This is a genomic window from Pseudomonas sp. FSL R10-1350, from assembly GCF_009600525.1.
GTDB classification, from domain to species: Bacteria; Pseudomonadota; Gammaproteobacteria; order Pseudomonadales; family Pseudomonadaceae; genus Aquipseudomonas; species Aquipseudomonas helleri.
The window spans coordinates 21,644-37,505 of record NZ_WIVR01000053.1 but is presented as its reverse complement, the minus strand read 5'-3'; the positions used below and the strand labels follow the sequence as shown (position 1 = coordinate 37,505).

The window sequence follows — 15,862 nt, the reverse complement described above, 5'->3', positions numbered from 1 at the left end:
CGGGAGCCGGATTTGAACCGACGACCTTCGGGTTATGAGCCCGACGAGCTACCAGACTGCTCCATCCCGCGTCTGTGGGGCGGATTCTACAGCGATACACGGGGCTGTCAAACGTTAATTTCAAAAAAAGTCTTCTGCTTCAATTGGTTAGGCATTAAACGGCGCTGTTTAATCGGCTACAGCCCCTGTAGGGCAAGGGGTGTGGCGCAATTAGATCCTTTTCACTCCGGTCACAAAAACAAAGGCAAGGTTGAGAGCGCTGCATTTGTCGGCTTACCGAACACTACTGGTGCTATATACAGTTCTCGGTGACATACTGGCGTTCTGTTTTACCTACATCCTGAAGAACCATGCCTGACATAACGCAGCGCAAAATCATCCACGTCGACTGTGACTGTTTCTATGCCGCTATTGAGATGCGCGATAACCCGAGCCTGGCGAACAAGCCCATGGCGGTCGGCGGCTCGGCTGACCGGCGCGGTGTGATCTCGACGTGTAACTATGAAGCGCGTGCGTATGGCGTGCGTTCGGCGATGGCATCCCGGCATGCACTCAAGCTGTGCCCGGAGCTGATCATCGTGAATGGCCGGATGGATGCTTATAAAGAAGCGTCAAAAGAAATCCACGGCATTTTGCGCGATTACACCGAACTCATAGAGCCGCTGTCGTTGGATGAGGCGTATCTGGATGTCTCTGACAGCCCGCATTTTGGTGGCAGCGCCACACGTATTGCTCAGGACATTCGGCGTCGGGTGTCGAATCAGTTGCACATCACCGTTTCGGCGGGAGTAGCGCCGAACAAGTTTCTGGCGAAAATCGCCAGTGACTGGAAAAAGCCCAACGGTTTGTTTGTGATCACTCCGGATCAGGTCGAAGACTTTGTCTCGGCGCTGCCGGTCAACAAACTGCACGGTGTCGGCAAGGTGACAGCGGACAAGTTAGGGCGCCTGGGTATTGAGACCTGTCAGGACCTGCGTGACTGGAACAAGTTGGCGCTGGTGCGTGAATTTGGCAGTTTTGGCGAGCGTTTGTGGGGGCTGGCGCGCGGGATTGATGAGCGCTTGGTGCAAAGCGATAGCCGACGCCAGTCTGTCAGTGTTGAAAACACCTACGACACGGATTTACCGGACCTGGCTGCGTGCCTGGACAAACTGCCCGAACTTCTCGATACCTTGAACGGGCGTATCGCCAGAATCGACAGCAGCTATCGCCCCGGCAAGCCTTTCGTCAAAGTCAAATTCCACGACTTTACCCAAACCACCCTGGAGCAGTCCGGAGCGGGGCGCGATCTTGAGAGTTATCAGGGGTTAATGAGTCAGGCGTTTGCACGCGGTGCCAAGCCCGTCCGATTGTTGGGGCTTGGCGTGCGTTTACATGATTTGAGTACCGGGCATGAGCAACTGGAGTTGTTTGCCAGGCACCCGTAGAGGCGCTTTAGCTAACCCCGGGGTCCGCCACCAGTCGACCGGCGTTCTTGGTCAGCGACTGCAAAAACTCACGCTGCAACTCAGGGTCGTTGCGCGTCAGTTCAATCAGGCTTTGCTCCAGTTCACTGGCTTCTTCTTCAAGACCCAGTTCTGACAAGCGCTTGACCCGATGTACCCATTGGTTGACGTCGTCACCCTCAAGGTCGTCGTAGATCAAGTTGTGCGCTTCGAGCAATTTGCCACGCAAATTACTGCTGATCGACAGGGTTGAGTCGGAATGCGCTTCGTCCTGAGCATCTTCGACCGTGATGGTCAATTTACTCACGCGATTCAAGTCTTGCTCGGCAAACGGGCTGTCGAGCAAATTGAGGCGCAGCACACCGTTACGGTCCGTGGTCATTTCATGGCTTTGCTTGCCAGCACTGACGATGACCGGGCGTTCTGCCCACGGCAAGCTTGAGTACTCCATGCGCTTGTCGCGCTGGATCTCTTCGATGCCGGCCAGGTTCTGCTCGGCGCGGCCGTGAGATTGCACGTTCATCGCCGGGTTGAGGCCGTCGACGCCGTAAGTGATCCAGTCTTTGGTCACGCTGTCAGGCAATTGCCCGAACATGAACACGTTCAGCACATTCGCACCCACACCGGCCACAACCGCTACCGCGCCCAGCGGCATCTCATAGACTTTGCGCCAGGGTTGGTAGGGGGTGTAACGGTCGTAATGACGGGTGACATCGAACTCAGTGACCTCAAAGGTCTTTTGTTCATTGATGCGCACACGGCGTTGCGGCAACTCCATGGCAGCCGGCGAACCGACGTCTATGTGCAGGGTGTGGGCGAGCAGTTTGCGCTCAATGCGCTCTTCATGCTCGCTGCGTTGTGACATGTGATTGGCGCAGCCGCTCAACAACAGGGCGCCGCATATGGCGGCGCCCGTCAAGGTACTTCGATTGAACATGACGTCTCTATGTGGGTTCAGCGACGGATACGTGCCTGAAGGAAAGCCAGGGCGTCAGCAACGGGCAGGGCTTGTGGCTCTGCTTCGGTGCGGCTCTTGTATTCCAGGTTGCCTTCGGCCAGGCCACGGTCACTGACGACGATCCGGTGCGGAATACCGATCAGTTCCATGTCTGCGAATTTGATGCCCGGGCTGGTTTTTTTGTCACGGTCATCCAGCAGCACTTCAAAGCCTGCGGCGGTCAACTGTGCATACAGCGCGTCGGTGGCTTCGCGCACGGCGTCGGTTTCGTAGCGCAGCGGCACAAGGGCGATCTGGAACGGTGCCAAGGCATCGCTCCAGATAATGCCGCGCTCGTCGTTGTTCTGCTCGATGGCTGCCGCCACCACGCGAGAAACGCCAATGCCGTAGCAACCCATGGTCAGGGTCACAGGCTTGCCGTTTTCGCCCAGTACCTGGCACTTCATCGCTTCGCTGTACTTGGTGCCCAGCTGGAAGATGTGGCCCACTTCGATGCCGCGTTTGATTTCCAGCGTGCCTTTACCGTCCGGGCTTGGGTCGCCAGCGACCACGTTGCGCAGGTCGGCAACGGTAGGTACAGGCAAGTCACGCTCCCAGTTCACGCCGAAGTAGTGCTTGTCGTCGATGTTGGCGCCGACCGCAAAGTCGCTCATCAGCTCGACCGAACGGTCGATGATGCAAGGCAGTGGCAGGTTCAGCGGGCCCAGGGAACCAGCGCCAGCGCCGATGGCGTCACGCAGTTCAGCGTCCGAAGCCATGGTCAGTGGGCTGGCCACCAGCGGATGGTTGCCCGCCTTGATTTCGTTCAGGTCGTGGTCACCACGGATCACCAGAGCGATCAGCTTGCCTTCTTCGGCGGCGTGAACGATCAGGGTCTTAACGGTTTTTTCGATTGGCAGGTTGTAGCCTTCTACCAATTGAACAATAGTCTTGGCGTCAGGCGTATCGACCAGGCGCAGCTCTTCAGACGCTGGCGCACGGGAGGTTTCGGCTGGAACAGCTTCGGCCTTTTCGATGTTGGCTGCGTATTCGGAGCCATTGCTGAACACGATATCGTCTTCGCCGGACTCGGCCAGTACGTGGAATTCGTGGGAACCCGCGCCACCGATGGAGCCGTTGTCCGCTTCTACCGGGCGGAACTTCAGGCCCAGGCGAGTGAACACGTTGCAGTAAGCCTGGTGCATGCGGTCATAAGTGACCTGCAGCGATGCCTGGTCGGCGTGGAACGAATAGGCGTCCTTCATGATGAACTCGCGGCCACGCATCAAGCCGAAGCGCGGGCGAATTTCGTCACGGAACTTGGTCTGGATCTGGTACAGGTTGATCGGCAATTGCTTGTAGCTGTTCAGCTCGTTGCGGCACAGATCGGTGATGACTTCTTCGTGGGTAGGGCCCACGCAGAACTCGCGACCGTGACGATCTTTAAGGCGCAGCAGCTCCGGACCGTACTCTTCCCAGCGCCCGGACTCTTGCCACAGTTCAGCCGGTTGAATGCTCGGCATCAGCACTTCCAGAGCGCCAGCAGCGTTCATTTCTTCGCGAACAATGGCTTCGGCTTTGCGCATGATCCGCAAGCCCATGGGCAGCCAGGTGTACAGGCCCGAGGCCAGTTTGCGAATCATGCCGGCGCGCAGCATCAGCTGGTGGCTGATAACGACCGCGTCCGAAGGCGTTTCTTTCTGTGTGGCGAGCAAATATTGACTGGTGCGCATGGGTAGTCGTTGCCGTTGCTGATGACTAAATTTGACTGGCCATTGTACGGGCGAGATTTGATTGCGTACAGACCGGGGGAGGGAGGCAGGCTCCCTCCGTTCAATCGGCGCGTTTGTCGAGGTCTACTGTGGGGTTGAGGCGGGCTTTACGGGTTTCCTGATACCAGTGCAGGCTGATCAGCAGCAGGGTCGGGATGCCCATGATGGCGGTGATGATAAAGAAGTTGTGATAACCGAACTTCTCGACCATGACCCCGGAGTAACCGCCCATCAACCGCGGGAGCAGCAGCATGATCGAGCTGAGCAATGCGTATTGGGTGGCAGAGAACTTGAGGTTGGTCAGACTCGACAGGTAGGCAACAAAGGCAGAAGTGGCGAGGCCGGAGCTGAAGTTGTCGAGTGAAATCGTGACAATCAGCATCTGCAGGTTCGGGCCCATGTCGGCCAGCAGCATAAACAGCAGGTTGGTTGCGGCGGACGCGGCCCCGCCAATCAACAGGATCGGCAAAATGCCGAAACGTACGATCAGCAGTCCGCCCATGCCTGCACCGAACAGGGTCATGAACAGGCCGAAAATCTTGCTGACACCGGCGATCTGGTCCTTGGTAAAGCCTTGGTCGATATAAAACACGTTGGCCATCACGCCCATGACCGTGTCAGACATGCGATAGGTGGCAATCAGCCCTAACAACAAAAGCGCCTGCCAGCGATAACGCACAATAAAGTCGTTGACCGGCGTTAGCACGGGGGCAAGCCCGCGTCGCCCCATGGTGGACAGGCACAACCCGGTCAGCAGGATATAAAGGATGGCGCGCAAAAAGGCGCGGTCTTCCATCAGCAGCGTCATCGGGCTCATGCCTTCAAACAGCACACCCGCAAAGTTGGTGTTGTACAGCTGGGTGAACATCGCCGGGACCGACACCAGCAGCACAATCAGCACGAACACCGAGGCCAGTTGATGGACGAAGCTATAACGGCCCACCGACAGCTGAGTGCGCAGGGTGACCGGCGGTTCGCGCATGAAAAAGGTAGTCAGCAACGCGGGGATCATCAGCACGCCGAACAGCACATAAGTGCCGGTCCAGGCCGAATGCTTATAGTTGAAGCCGGTTGAGCCGAAACCCTCAGCAAAAAACAATGCCCCGGCCGTGGCCAGCAGGGCGGCTACGCGGTAACCGGACATGTAACTGGCGGCGAGGGCAGCCTGGCGGCTGTCGTCGGCAATTTCCAGGCGGTAAGCGTCGATCGCGATGTCTTGGGTGGCCGAGGCAAATGACACGATAACGGCAATCGCAATCAGCCATGACAGGTGCTTTTGCGGGTCGCAAAAGCCCATGCCGATCAGGCCCAAAATCACCAAAGTCTGCGACAGCACCAGCCACGAGCGGCGTCTGCCCAGCTTGCCGAGCAATGGCAGGCGCCATTGGTCGAGCAACGGTGACCATACCCATTTAAAGGCATAAGCCAGGCCGATCAGGCTGGCATAACCAATGGTTTCGCGGGCCACACCTGCTTCGCGCAACCACACAGACAGCGTTGAAAACACCAGCATGTACGGCAAACCGGCGGCGAAACCGAGCAACAACAGCACAAGGGTTGAGGGGCTGGAATAGGCAGCTAGCGCTTCGCGCCAGGTTTTACGGGGCATGGACTCGAGTCTGCCTCTGATTGCGGAAACAAAGGGCGCACTCTAACCGCAGTGCTCTATCGGGCGCCAGCCATGGCGTCGTATATCCACACGATTATTAACAATGCTTAATCCTTCGCCGCGCAGACGCGCTCGCTGTTCATCACCGGAAGGGCTGCCCGCTGGCAAACTGATTCTGCCACCGGCGGCCAAAACCCGATGCCAGGGCAGGCGGGTGTCTTCGGGGAGCTGGCTCAGCGTGCGGCCGACCCAGCGAGCGGCCCGCCCCAGGCCTGCCAGCTCGGCGAGCTGACCGTAGGTGACGACTTTGCCATCGGGCACTTGCATCAAAGTCGAGTACAGGGCCGTTCGTCGAAGCTCGGCAAGCGTTGGCGATGCACTGTCAGGTGAGTTCATGGGGGTGAAAACCGTGGAGTTACAAATAAGACGTTTCCGTCGCGCGCTATAGCAAAGGAACTACACGAAAAACACCGGGTCTTTCTTTGCCTGGGGTGTGTCCTTCTGGATAATGCCGTCATTCTTTCGTAAATCCGAGTCTCGCATCTGCTTATGTTGTCCAGAACCTTGTTATGCCTTGCTGTCTTGAATGTGTCCACGCCTTTGCTCGCCGATACGGTCTGGTTAAAGAACGGCGACCGTCTGTCCGGCAAGATAAAAGTGTTTGATGGGGGCAAGTTGCTGATTCAGACCGACTATGCGGGCGCTATTCCGATTGACTGGAAGCAAGTCAAAACCCTGGAAAGCGATCAGGAGCTGTTGGTCAAACAAGATGCCTACGTAGGCGAAAAGGCCAAGTCACTCAAGGCGGCCGAAGACGGCAAGGTCATTCTGGCCAATGGCGAGGCGCCTAAAACTGTTGAGCTGGCGAGCATTCAGCAAATCGTCAAACCCAAACCGCTGATCGAAGACTTTGTCTGGAAGGGTAATGTCGACGTCGCGCTGGACTACAAACGCGCCGACAAAGACACCGATGACTACGACATCGACCTCAAAACCTCGGCGCGTCACGGCGCCTGGCGTCACAACGCCGAAGCGTCCTACAACCGTGAGGCCCAGAACGATGTGGTCACTACGAACAACTGGAATGCCGAATACGCGCTTGACCACTTTATTGATGAGCACTGGTACTGGCAGGGCCGCTTGAACTACACCCGCGACAGAATCGAAGACATTTCCCGTCAGCGCACCGTAGGTACTGGTCCGGGTTATCAGTTCTGGGATGACGAGCTGGGCGCGTTTTCCTTGGGCTCACTGCTGAACCGTACCGACTATGAATACTCGGATGGCGGTAAAAGCAACTTCTACTCGCTGGCCATGAAGTGGGATTACAACCGTTACCTGGTAGGTAAAACGGTATCGATCTTTACCAACGGTGAACTGGGCAAGCCGCTGGGCGGGGATTCAGACTACAGCCTCGATGCCGAAATTGGCTTGCGCTACAAAGTCACCGAATGGGCATCGCTCAACCTCAAGGCTGAAAAAGACCTGATCGGCAGTAGCAGCGGCAAAGACAACGCACTCAACAAGACCCGCTACACCGCAGGTTTTGGCGTGATGTGGTAACACCACGACCCTTGTGCAGGAGCGAGCTCGCCTCGCGATCTTTTGATCTTGAACATCAAAAGATCGCAACTTCCGGCCGCTCCAGCAGGGCGGGGGGTTAAATCCTTAAGCCGCCATCCAGCTCCAGGATTCGGCCGCTGTAATAGTCGTTTTCAAAGATATACGCCGCTGAATGGGCGATCTCTTCGACCTTGCCCATGCGTTTCAACGGGATGCCCGCGGTCATTTTTTCCAGGGCTTCGGGCTTCATACCCAAGGTCATTTCAGTTTCGATAAACCCGGGAGCAATGCCTGCCACACGGATACCGTAACGCGCCAGCTCTTTGGCCCAGGTCACGGTCGCGGCTGCCACACCTGCCTTGGCGGCTGAATAGTTGGTTTGGCCAACGTTGCCAGCGCGTGAGATGGAAGAAATATTGATAATCGCACCCTGGCTGTTGAGTTCGACCATCTTCGCCGCCACTTCACGGGTGCACAGAAAAACTCCGGTCAGGTTGACGTCTATAACAGCTTGCCACTGCGCCAGGCTCATTTTGCTGACTACGCCGTCCTTGACCTTTAACAGCAGGCCATCACGCAAGATCCCGGCGTTGTTCACCAGACCATTGATCGCGCCAAAGTCTTCAGCAATTTGCCCCACGGTTTGTGTAACCTGCTCTTCATCGGCGACGTTGCACAAATAAGCCCGCGCTTGAACTCCGTGGGCCTGGCAGGCCGCAACCGCGAGCTCGAGTTTTTCCGGGTTGAGGTCCACCAAAGCCAGCTTGGCGCCCTTGGCAGCCAGGTACTCGGCCATGGCGCGACCTAGCCCTTGGCAGCCGCCAGTGATAATGATTACTTTGTCTTTTAGTTGCATGAGTGCCCTGATCTCGACCGTTTCGACGGATTTTTATTAAGGAGTCATAAGTTGAGCGTTGAAGTAGCCAAGCATGCCCGAGAATTATTGCTCAAGGAATACCGTGGAGCGTTGGCCACGCTCTCCAAGGCAATGCCAGGGTTCCCCTTCGGATCGATGGTGCCTTATTGCCTGGATGAGCAAGGGCGGCCATTGATCCTGATCAGCCGGATCGCTCAGCACACCCACAACCTGCGCAAAGACCCCAAGTGCTCACTGATGGTGGGTGAGCGTGGCGCCGAAGACGTGCAGGCGGTAGGGCGTCTGACCTACCTGGCCGAAGCCGAGCAAATTACAGACCCCGCGGCTATTGAAGCCGCGGCTGAGCGTTACTACCGCTATTTCCCTGAATCGCAGAGCTATCACACCGCCCATGATTTCGACTTTTGGGTGCTAAACCCGGTTCGCCATCGTTATATCGGTGGTTTTGGTGCGATTCACTGGGTGGATCAACTCAACCTGGCCAACCCTTTTGCCGGCGCGGTCGAAGTGCGCATGGTCGAGCACATGAACGACGATCACGCCAACGCCATCGCTCATTACGTTGAGCTGGCCGGGCTGCCAAAGACTGAGCCTGCAGAAATGGTCGGCCTGGACAGCGAAGGCATGCATCTACGCATTGGCCAGAGTGTGTACTGGCTGGCCTTCCCAGAAGCTTGTAATACTTCGACACAAGTGCGCGAAGCGCTGGTTTTGCTGGCTCGCGCAAGTGAATGGCCTAAAAAAGAAACGGCATAACCTTGAATTCACAAAGGCGCGCCGTCATCTAAGCTGTGTTGGAAGATATTCTTCCGGAGAGGAATCATTTGATGCGCGCTTTTTTATTGCTCTTTCTATTGTTTCCAGTGCTAGAGCTGTACGTCTTTTTCAAGGTCAGCACCGCTATCGGGTTTTTCCCGGCGTTGCTGCTGATCATCGCAGGCTCCTTGTTTGGGGTTCTGGTAGTACGCGTTGCGGGTTTGGCCACCGCCTTGAGTGCGCGTGAAAGCCTCAATCGTGGTGAGCTGCCGGCTCAGCAAATGCTTCAAGGCCTGATGGTGGCGTTGGGTGGCGGCTTGCTGGTACTGCCGGGTTTCATCAGCGACATCGCCGGTCTGCTGTTGCTGCTCCCGCCAGTTCGTCATTTTCTGGTCAATCGCTTGCGCAAACGTGCAGAAGAGCAAGCGATGCGCCAGCGTGCCTTTGCCGAGGAATTTGAAGCGGCGCATCGTCCCGGCACGCATCAACCTGTGGGTCGTGAGCCCAATGTGATCGAAGGCGAGTTTGAACACCGCGACAAGTAAGTTTCCCTGTAAAGGCTTATGCACGGCACTCAAGAGTGCCGTGTTTGTTTTTGCGCGGTGCGAAAGGTAAAAAAATTTCGTCAGGGCGCTCTTGTAATCACTGGATGCGCCCTTATGTAACTGGCACCGCAGGGTTTTGCTGGCAACAGCAGGCACCCTTCAGCGATTAACACCCGGCATTTCCGGACTTGCAAACCCAGCCGGTATTGACACCGGCCGATGAACACCACAATTAGGAGAGATCGACAATGAAGCTTCGTCCTCTGCATGACCGCGTCGTAATCCGTCGCAGCGAAGAAGAAAAGAAAACCGCTGGCGGTATCGTTCTGCCGGGTTCAGCTGCCGAGAAAGCCAACAGCGGTGAAGTCATTGCTGTGGGTACTGGCCGCGTTCTGGACAACGGTGAAGTGCGTGCGCTGGCCGTGAAAGTGGGTGACAAGGTTGTGTTCGGCCCTTACTCCGGCAGCAACACTGTGAAAGTCGACGGCGAAGACCTGCTGGTAATGGCTGAGAACGAGATTCTCGCTGTTATCGAAGGCTGATTTCCCGCTCCTTTTCCCGTTACTACAAAGTATTTAAGGAAGAACGAACATGGCTGCTAAAGAAGTTAAATTCGGCGATTCCGCCCGTAAAAAAATGCTCGCCGGTGTCAACGTCCTGGCTGACGCAGTAAAAGCAACATTGGGCCCTAAAGGCCGCAACGTGATCATCGAGAAGAGCTTCGGCGCTCCGACCATCACCAAAGACGGTGTTTCGGTTGCCAAAGAAATCGAACTGAAAGACCGCTTCGAAAACATGGGCGCGCAGCTGGTTAAAGACGTTGCCTCCCGTGCGAACGATGACGCTGGTGACGGTACTACCACTGCAACCGTTCTGGCTCAGTCGATTGTCAACGAAGGCCTGAAAGCCGTCGCTGCCGGCATGAACCCGATGGACCTGAAACGCGGTATCGACAAGGCGACCATCGCCATCGTCAAAGAACTGCGTCAACTGTCCAAGCCATGCGCTGACAGCAAGGCAATCGCTCAGGTAGGTACCATCTCTGCCAACTCCGACAGCTCCATCGGCGACATCATTGCTGAAGCCATGGCTAAAGTCGGCAAAGAAGGCGTGATCACCGTTGAAGAAGGCTCGGGCCTGGAAAACGAACTGTCTGTGGTTGAAGGCATGCAGTTTGACCGTGGCTACTTGTCCCCTTACTTCGTTAACAAGCCAGACACCATGGTGGCTGAGCTGGACGGCCCGCTGATCCTGTTGGTTGACAAAAAGATCTCCAACATCCGCGAAATGCTGCCAGTACTGGAAGCCGTTGCCAAAGCCGGCCGTCCACTGCTGATCGTGGCTGAAGACGTTGAAGGCGAAGCCCTGGCGACTCTGGTTGTGAACAACATGCGCGGTATCGTTAAAGTCGCTGCTGTTAAAGCACCTGGCTTCGGCGACCGTCGTAAAGCAATGCTGCAGGACATCGCTGTTCTGACTGGCGGTACCGTTATCTCCGAAGAGATCGGCCTGAGCCTGGAAAGCACCACTCTGGAGCACCTGGGTAACGCCAAGCGCGTAATCCTGTCCAAAGAAAACACCACCATCATCGACGGTGCTGGCGTTGAAGCGGACATCCAGGCACGTGTGACTCAGATCCGTGCTCAAGTGGCTGACACCACCTCGGACTACGACCGTGAAAAACTGCAAGAGCGTCTGGCCAAGCTGTCGGGCGGCGTAGCAGTGATCAAGGTTGGCGCTGGTTCCGAAGTTGAAATGAAAGAGAAGAAAGCCCGCGTTGAAGACGCCCTGCACGCAACCCGTGCAGCCGTTGAAGAAGGCGTGGTACCTGGCGGTGGCGTGGCACTGGTTCGCGCTCTGCAGGCAATCTCTGAGCTCAAAGGCGACAACGCTGATCAGAACGTTGGTATCGCGCTGCTGCGTCGTGCTGTTGAAGCACCTCTGCGCCAGATCGTTTCCAACTCCGGCGACGAGCCAAGCGTTGTAGTCGACAAAGTGAAGCAGGGTTCGGGTAACTTCGGTTACAACGCTGCCACTGGCGAATACGGCGACATGATCGAAATGGGTATCCTTGACCCGGCTAAAGTGACTCGTTCGGCTCTGCAAGCGGCTTCGTCGATTGCCAGCCTGATGATCACCACTGAGGCGATGATCGCTGAGATCCAGGAAGACAAACCAGCTGGCGGCGGCATGCCAGACATGGGCGGCATGGGTGCTATGGGCGGCATGATGTAAGCCAGCCTTACCCCGATACGCAAAAGCCCCGCCTGAGTGATCAGGCGGGGCTTTTTTGTGCCTGATGAGTATCCCGTAGGAGCTGCCGCAGGCTGCGATCTCTTGATCTACCACCCACTAAACACCTGTGGGCGCACGAGTATGCAGTCGCTGTTGTCGGTAGTGTGTGAGCGTCGAGTGAAAGACTCGTCAACATCGCGCGGGCGTTAACTAAATCGTGTAAACGCCCTACAACGCTGGCTCTGCGCGGCTCTTGGCCTTAAGCTGCCGTGGCCGAGATGGCCGTTACTGCGTACGGAGAAAAGTGCCCATGCGAATTTTATTGGTTGAAGACAATCGCGATATCCTCGCCAATCTGGCGGACTACCTGGGGCTTAAGGGGTATACCGTTGACTGCGCGCAGGACGGCTTGTCCGGGTTGCATCTGGCCGCGACTGAACACTATGACTTGATCGTGCTCGACATCATGCTGCCGGGCATTGACGGCTACACACTGTGCAAGCGCCTGCGCGAAGACGCCCGTCGCGACACGCCGGTCATCATGCTCACGGCCCGTGACCAGTTGGATGATCGCCTGCAAGGCTTCAAGTCCGGTGCTGATGACTACCTGCTTAAACCTTTTGCTTTGTCCGAGCTGGCAGCGCGGATCGAAGCCGTGCTGCGCCGTGCGCAAGGCGGCGGCCGTCGCGAGTTGCAGGTCGCAGACTTGCGCTACGACCTCGACACCCTGGAAGTCACCCGCGAAGGGCGCATGCTCAAGCTCAACCCGGTCGGCTTGAAACTGCTGGCCGTGTTGATGCAAAAAAGCCCGCATGTGTTGCGCCGTGAAGTGCTCGAAGAGGCCCTGTGGGGCGATGACTGCCCGGACAGCGACAGCCTGCGCAGCCACGTTCACCAGCTGCGTCAGGTGATCGACAAACCGTTCGACAAGCCCTTGCTGCAAACGGTGCATGGCGTGGGGTATCGCCTCGCCGAGAGCCGTGATGGAGTTTAAACAAAGCCTTGCCCAACGAATCATCATCGCCTTTGCGCTGATGAGTGCGCTGGTGGCCGGGACGTTCGCCATGGGCATTGTCGCCACGGTGCACCTGGTCGAAGAAAAACTGATTTCAGCAGGCTTGGGCGGGGATCTGCAGCGTTTGCTGTTGATGGATAACGTCAGCGACTGGAACCACCGTCCAGAGCCCGATCAGCTGTTTTATTACAGCGGCGGGCGCGGTGATTTTGCCTTGCCCAAAGACTTGCGCCACCTGGAACCGGGCTTTCATGAGGTGTTCCGTGACCAACTGTCGTATCACGCGATGGTCGAGGTGGTCGACGGGCGGCGCTACGTGTTGCTGCAAGACCAAAGTGATTTTGAAGAGCGCGAGCGCGTGCTGTTCGCCGTAGTGCTGGTCGGGTTCGTGCTGGCGCTGGCGCTGGCGGTTTTCCTCGGTTGGGTCCTGGCGCGCAGGGTGATGGCGCCAGTGGTACGTCTGGCGCGTCAGGTACGCCATCGAGAACAGCTGTTGGGCCTGGCCCCGCCGTTGGCGCCCGATTATGCCGCCGATGAGGTGGGTGAGCTGGCCGTGGCCTTTGACGCCACCCTGGGCCGCCTGCGTGACACCTTGACCCGCGAGCGGCTGTTTACCAGCGACGTGAGTCACGAATTACGTACGCCGCTGATGGTGTTGGCAAGTTCCTGCGAACTGTTGCTCGAAAGCCCATCGCTGGATCAGCGCAGTCGCTCACAAGTGGAGCGAATTTCCCGCGCCTGTGAAGAAATGCGTGAGCTGGTGCAAACCTTCCTCATGCTCGCCCGTGCACAGCATGAAGACTCCACCATGTCGCCGACGGTCACCCTGACGACCGTGGCCGAGGGTTTGATCAGCTTGTGGCGGGGGCCTATCGAAGCGAAAGGGCTGACACTGATCTATGACCCCGGCAACCCGCTCGATACCCGCTACAACGCGACGTTTTTGCATGCGGTCATGGGCAACCTGTTGCGTAATGCTTTGCACTACACCGACATCGGGTTCATTCGCTTGAGCCTTGAGCCCACCGGGTTTGTGGTCGAGGACAGTGGTGTGGGCATCCCCGAAGAGAAGCGTCAGGCCATGTTTCAGCCCTTTGTGCGGGGCGGCGAAAAACGCGGTGAAGGGCTTGGGTTGGGCCTGTCCTTGGTCCAGCGGATCTGCGACAGCCAGGGCTGGCGAGTGACGCTGACGACCATGGAGCCCAACGGTTGCCGCTTCCACGTAGAGCTCAATCCCACCGACATCTGAGCTATCCATTCGTGACCTGCGGCCTGCAGGTCACTTCTCCTACGGCTCATTAGTCCGTAGAGTGGCCCCGAGCCAGTATCTTGTGTCTGTAAAACCCTACAGCGTTTATGGACTCGCTCGTACATTTTTTTCACCTCATGATGACCTGATGCGCACGTTCTCCTGGTTAAGGTGGCCTGTAATTGCTTCAGGAGAGCCACCATGAGCACCGCGATCAAACTTGAATTTGCTGAAAAATATGACCTGCAACACGCCATCGAGTACTTGCTTAAACATCAAGATGGCTTCGCACGACGCCTTTCGCATAAACGCGATGTGCAACTGGCGCGCAAAGCTTTGGCATTGGCTGGAGATCCGGGCGTGGTGTTAGACCTGCCTTGCGGGGCGGGGCGGTTTTGGCCGCTGCTGGCTGAAAAACACAACCGCATGATCATCGGCGCAGACAATTCGGCGTCCATGCTCGAAGTGGCATCGATAGCCCAGCCGGCTGATGTGGTTAAACGGGTACGGCACTTGCAGACATCTGCATTTGATATCGATCTGCCGGACAACGCAGTCGACAGCATTTTTTGCATGCGCCTGCTGCATCACATAGGCGATGCAACCCACCGGATGGCTCTGTTAAAGGAGTTTCACCGGGTTAGCCGAGACAGCGTGATTGTTTCGCTGTGGGTCGATGGCAACGTTAAGGCCTGGAGACGCAAGCGTCTTGAGCGTCATCGGGTTGAGGATGCTGGGGCCGACGGTTACCAAAATCGTTTTGTGTTACCGGCTGCTACTGTTGAAGCCGAGTTTGAAAAGGCTGGCTTCAGCGTTCAACAACATTTGGACTTTATCCCGCTCTACGCCATGTGGCGGGTTTACATACTGCGCAAGAGGTAATGCATGACCGTTGATTCCGTATCGCCATCCCACACCGCGACTGAAAACCGCTTTGAGTTCTACTGGCAGCAGCAAGGCGAGTGGGTAGAAGAACCGAATCAGCGTCGTGGCGGTGAAAGTGGTGTACAGCGGATTCACGAAGCCAATGGCCGCTTGCTCTATGTCAAACGTCAGGTCGGACACACCTACCGCAGCTGGCGTTACCCGTTGGGTCGCCCGACGGTATTGCGTGAGCGTGACGCGCTCCTGGCGTTTAACCGTTTAGCGGTGGGCGTGCCAGAAATGGTGTATTGCGGGGCGCAACAAGGTGCAGATAAACAATGGCGTGCATTGTTGGTTACCGCAGCGCTGGAAAATTTTATTGAAATAGACAACTGGTACGCTGCCGGTGAACGCGAAATTCACGGTGAAGCGGTACATGACCGGGTGCTTGAAACCATCGCCACGACCTTGGCACGCATGCATCTGGGCCGCTGGCAGCATGGCTGCCTGTATGCCAAGCATGTGTTTGTCCGGGTGACCGGCAAGGGTGAAAGTGCTCAAGTCGATGTGGCGCTGCTGGACCTTGAAAAGAGCCGACAACGGCTGACGGCCCGCAAGGCGGCCGCGCACGACCTCAAACAGCTGCGCCGCCATTCGTCGTGGAACACCGACGACTGGAACAAACTGAACTACTTTTATGAAAAGGTGTTTGGCAGCACCATCAAAGGGTTACGGTGATGAAGCGAGAAATAGCACGAGGTTTGTTTTTGCTTGGCTCTCTGGCCATTGCCACGGCGGCAGTGGCGGCGTGGCAACCACCCGTGATGCAGGTATTGAGCAGTGCGCAATTCGACGCGCAATGCCCGATCCCGCGCGTGGCAAAAGTCGCGATAGACGCCAAGCCCGATCACGACCTGTTGCTGTTTATGTATGGAATGAAGCAGGGAATGAGACCGTAATAAACAAGCCGTAGTCGCTGCCGAAGGCTGCGAAGG

The 15,862-nt window shown here is 56.9% G+C and carries 16 protein-coding genes; 11 read left to right on the top strand and 5 right to left on the bottom strand.

Annotation, left to right across the window (positions count from 1 at the left end):
* Positions 1 to 350 precede the first annotated feature (350 nt).
* Positions 351 to 1,427 carry a DNA polymerase IV gene (dinB, locus tag GHO25_RS19720; protein ID WP_153391895.1) on the top strand — a complete coding sequence of 359 codons (1,077 nt, stop codon included), beginning with the start codon at positions 351 to 353 and terminating at the stop codon, positions 1,425 to 1,427.
* Positions 1,428 to 1,434: 7 nt separating this feature from the next.
* On the opposite strand, the gene GHO25_RS19715 is transcribed toward dinB, so the two are convergent.
* The 4 genes from GHO25_RS19715 to GHO25_RS19700 all read right to left on the bottom strand — a co-directional run bounded on the left by GHO25_RS19715 (position 1,435) and on the right by GHO25_RS19700 (position 6,159).
* Positions 1,435 to 2,382: a hypothetical protein gene (locus tag GHO25_RS19715; protein WP_048369614.1), complete on the bottom strand. Its 948-nt coding sequence runs from the start codon at positions 2,380 to 2,382 to the stop codon at positions 1,435 to 1,437.
* Positions 2,383 to 2,399: 17 nt separating this feature from the next.
* Entirely contained in the window at positions 2,400 to 4,115 is a 1,716-nt protein-coding gene (locus GHO25_RS19710) for a proline--tRNA ligase (protein ID WP_123751959.1), read from the bottom strand.
* Positions 4,116 to 4,215: 100 nt separating this feature from the next.
* On the bottom strand, positions 4,216 to 5,763 hold the full coding sequence (locus tag GHO25_RS19705; protein ID WP_048386660.1) for an AmpG family muropeptide MFS transporter: 1,548 nt from the start codon (positions 5,761 to 5,763) through the stop codon (positions 4,216 to 4,218).
* Positions 5,764 to 5,805: 42 nt separating this feature from the next.
* Positions 5,806 to 6,159, bottom strand: a complete 354-nt coding sequence (locus GHO25_RS19700; protein ID WP_153391893.1) for an MGMT family protein — start codon at positions 6,157 to 6,159, stop codon at positions 5,806 to 5,808.
* Between the two features lie 153 nt (positions 6,160 to 6,312).
* Between GHO25_RS19700 and GHO25_RS19695 the strand changes: the two genes are divergently transcribed.
* Positions 6,313 to 7,326, top strand: coding sequence for a DUF481 domain-containing protein (locus GHO25_RS19695; RefSeq protein WP_048369621.1), 1,014 nt, complete (start codon positions 6,313 to 6,315; stop codon positions 7,324 to 7,326).
* Between the two features lie 97 nt (positions 7,327 to 7,423).
* Here the strand turns inward: GHO25_RS19695 and GHO25_RS19690 are convergent, their stop codons facing one another.
* Positions 7,424 to 8,182, bottom strand: coding sequence for an SDR family oxidoreductase (locus GHO25_RS19690; protein WP_048369623.1), 759 nt, complete (start codon positions 8,180 to 8,182; stop codon positions 7,424 to 7,426).
* Positions 8,183 to 8,233: 51 nt separating this feature from the next.
* On the opposite strand from GHO25_RS19690, the gene GHO25_RS19685 reads away from it, so the two are divergent.
* The 9 genes from GHO25_RS19685 to GHO25_RS19645 all read left to right on the top strand — a co-directional run bounded on the left by GHO25_RS19685 (position 8,234) and on the right by GHO25_RS19645 (position 15,826).
* Entirely contained in the window at positions 8,234 to 8,959 is a 726-nt protein-coding gene (locus tag GHO25_RS19685; protein ID WP_048369625.1) for a HugZ family protein, read from the top strand.
* 71 nt (positions 8,960 to 9,030) lie between these two features.
* Positions 9,031 to 9,504: an FxsA family protein gene (locus tag GHO25_RS19680; protein WP_048369627.1), complete on the top strand. Its 474-nt coding sequence runs from the start codon at positions 9,031 to 9,033 to the stop codon at positions 9,502 to 9,504.
* Positions 9,505 to 9,752: 248 nt separating this feature from the next.
* Positions 9,753 to 10,046 (top strand): co-chaperone GroES, encoded by a 294-nt coding sequence (locus tag GHO25_RS19675; RefSeq protein WP_016779794.1) that lies wholly within the window; start codon positions 9,753 to 9,755, stop codon positions 10,044 to 10,046.
* Positions 10,047 to 10,095: 49 nt separating this feature from the next.
* Complete coding sequence (groL, locus tag GHO25_RS19670; protein ID WP_153391891.1) at positions 10,096 to 11,739, top strand: chaperonin GroEL; 1,644 nt, start codon at positions 10,096 to 10,098, stop codon at positions 11,737 to 11,739.
* Between the two features lie 310 nt (positions 11,740 to 12,049).
* On the top strand, positions 12,050 to 12,733 hold the full coding sequence (gene colR, locus GHO25_RS19665; RefSeq protein ID WP_048369631.1) for a two-component system response regulator ColR: 684 nt from the start codon (positions 12,050 to 12,052) through the stop codon (positions 12,731 to 12,733).
* Complete coding sequence (locus tag GHO25_RS19660) at positions 12,723 to 14,003, top strand: HAMP domain-containing sensor histidine kinase (RefSeq protein ID WP_153373513.1); 1,281 nt, start codon at positions 12,723 to 12,725, stop codon at positions 14,001 to 14,003. The genes colR and GHO25_RS19660 overlap by 11 nt, the downstream gene beginning before the upstream one ends.
* 201 nt (positions 14,004 to 14,204) lie before the next feature.
* Entirely contained in the window at positions 14,205 to 14,885 is a 681-nt protein-coding gene (locus GHO25_RS19655; RefSeq protein WP_048386673.1) for a class I SAM-dependent methyltransferase, read from the top strand.
* Between the two features lie 3 nt (positions 14,886 to 14,888).
* Positions 14,889 to 15,605, top strand: coding sequence for a lipopolysaccharide kinase InaA family protein (locus GHO25_RS19650; RefSeq protein WP_153391889.1), 717 nt, complete (start codon positions 14,889 to 14,891; stop codon positions 15,603 to 15,605).
* On the top strand, positions 15,605 to 15,826 hold the full coding sequence (locus GHO25_RS19645) for a hypothetical protein (RefSeq protein WP_048369637.1): 222 nt from the start codon (positions 15,605 to 15,607) through the stop codon (positions 15,824 to 15,826). Before GHO25_RS19650 ends, GHO25_RS19645 begins: the two co-directional genes overlap by 1 nt.
* The last annotated feature ends 36 nt before the right edge of the window (positions 15,827 to 15,862 follow it).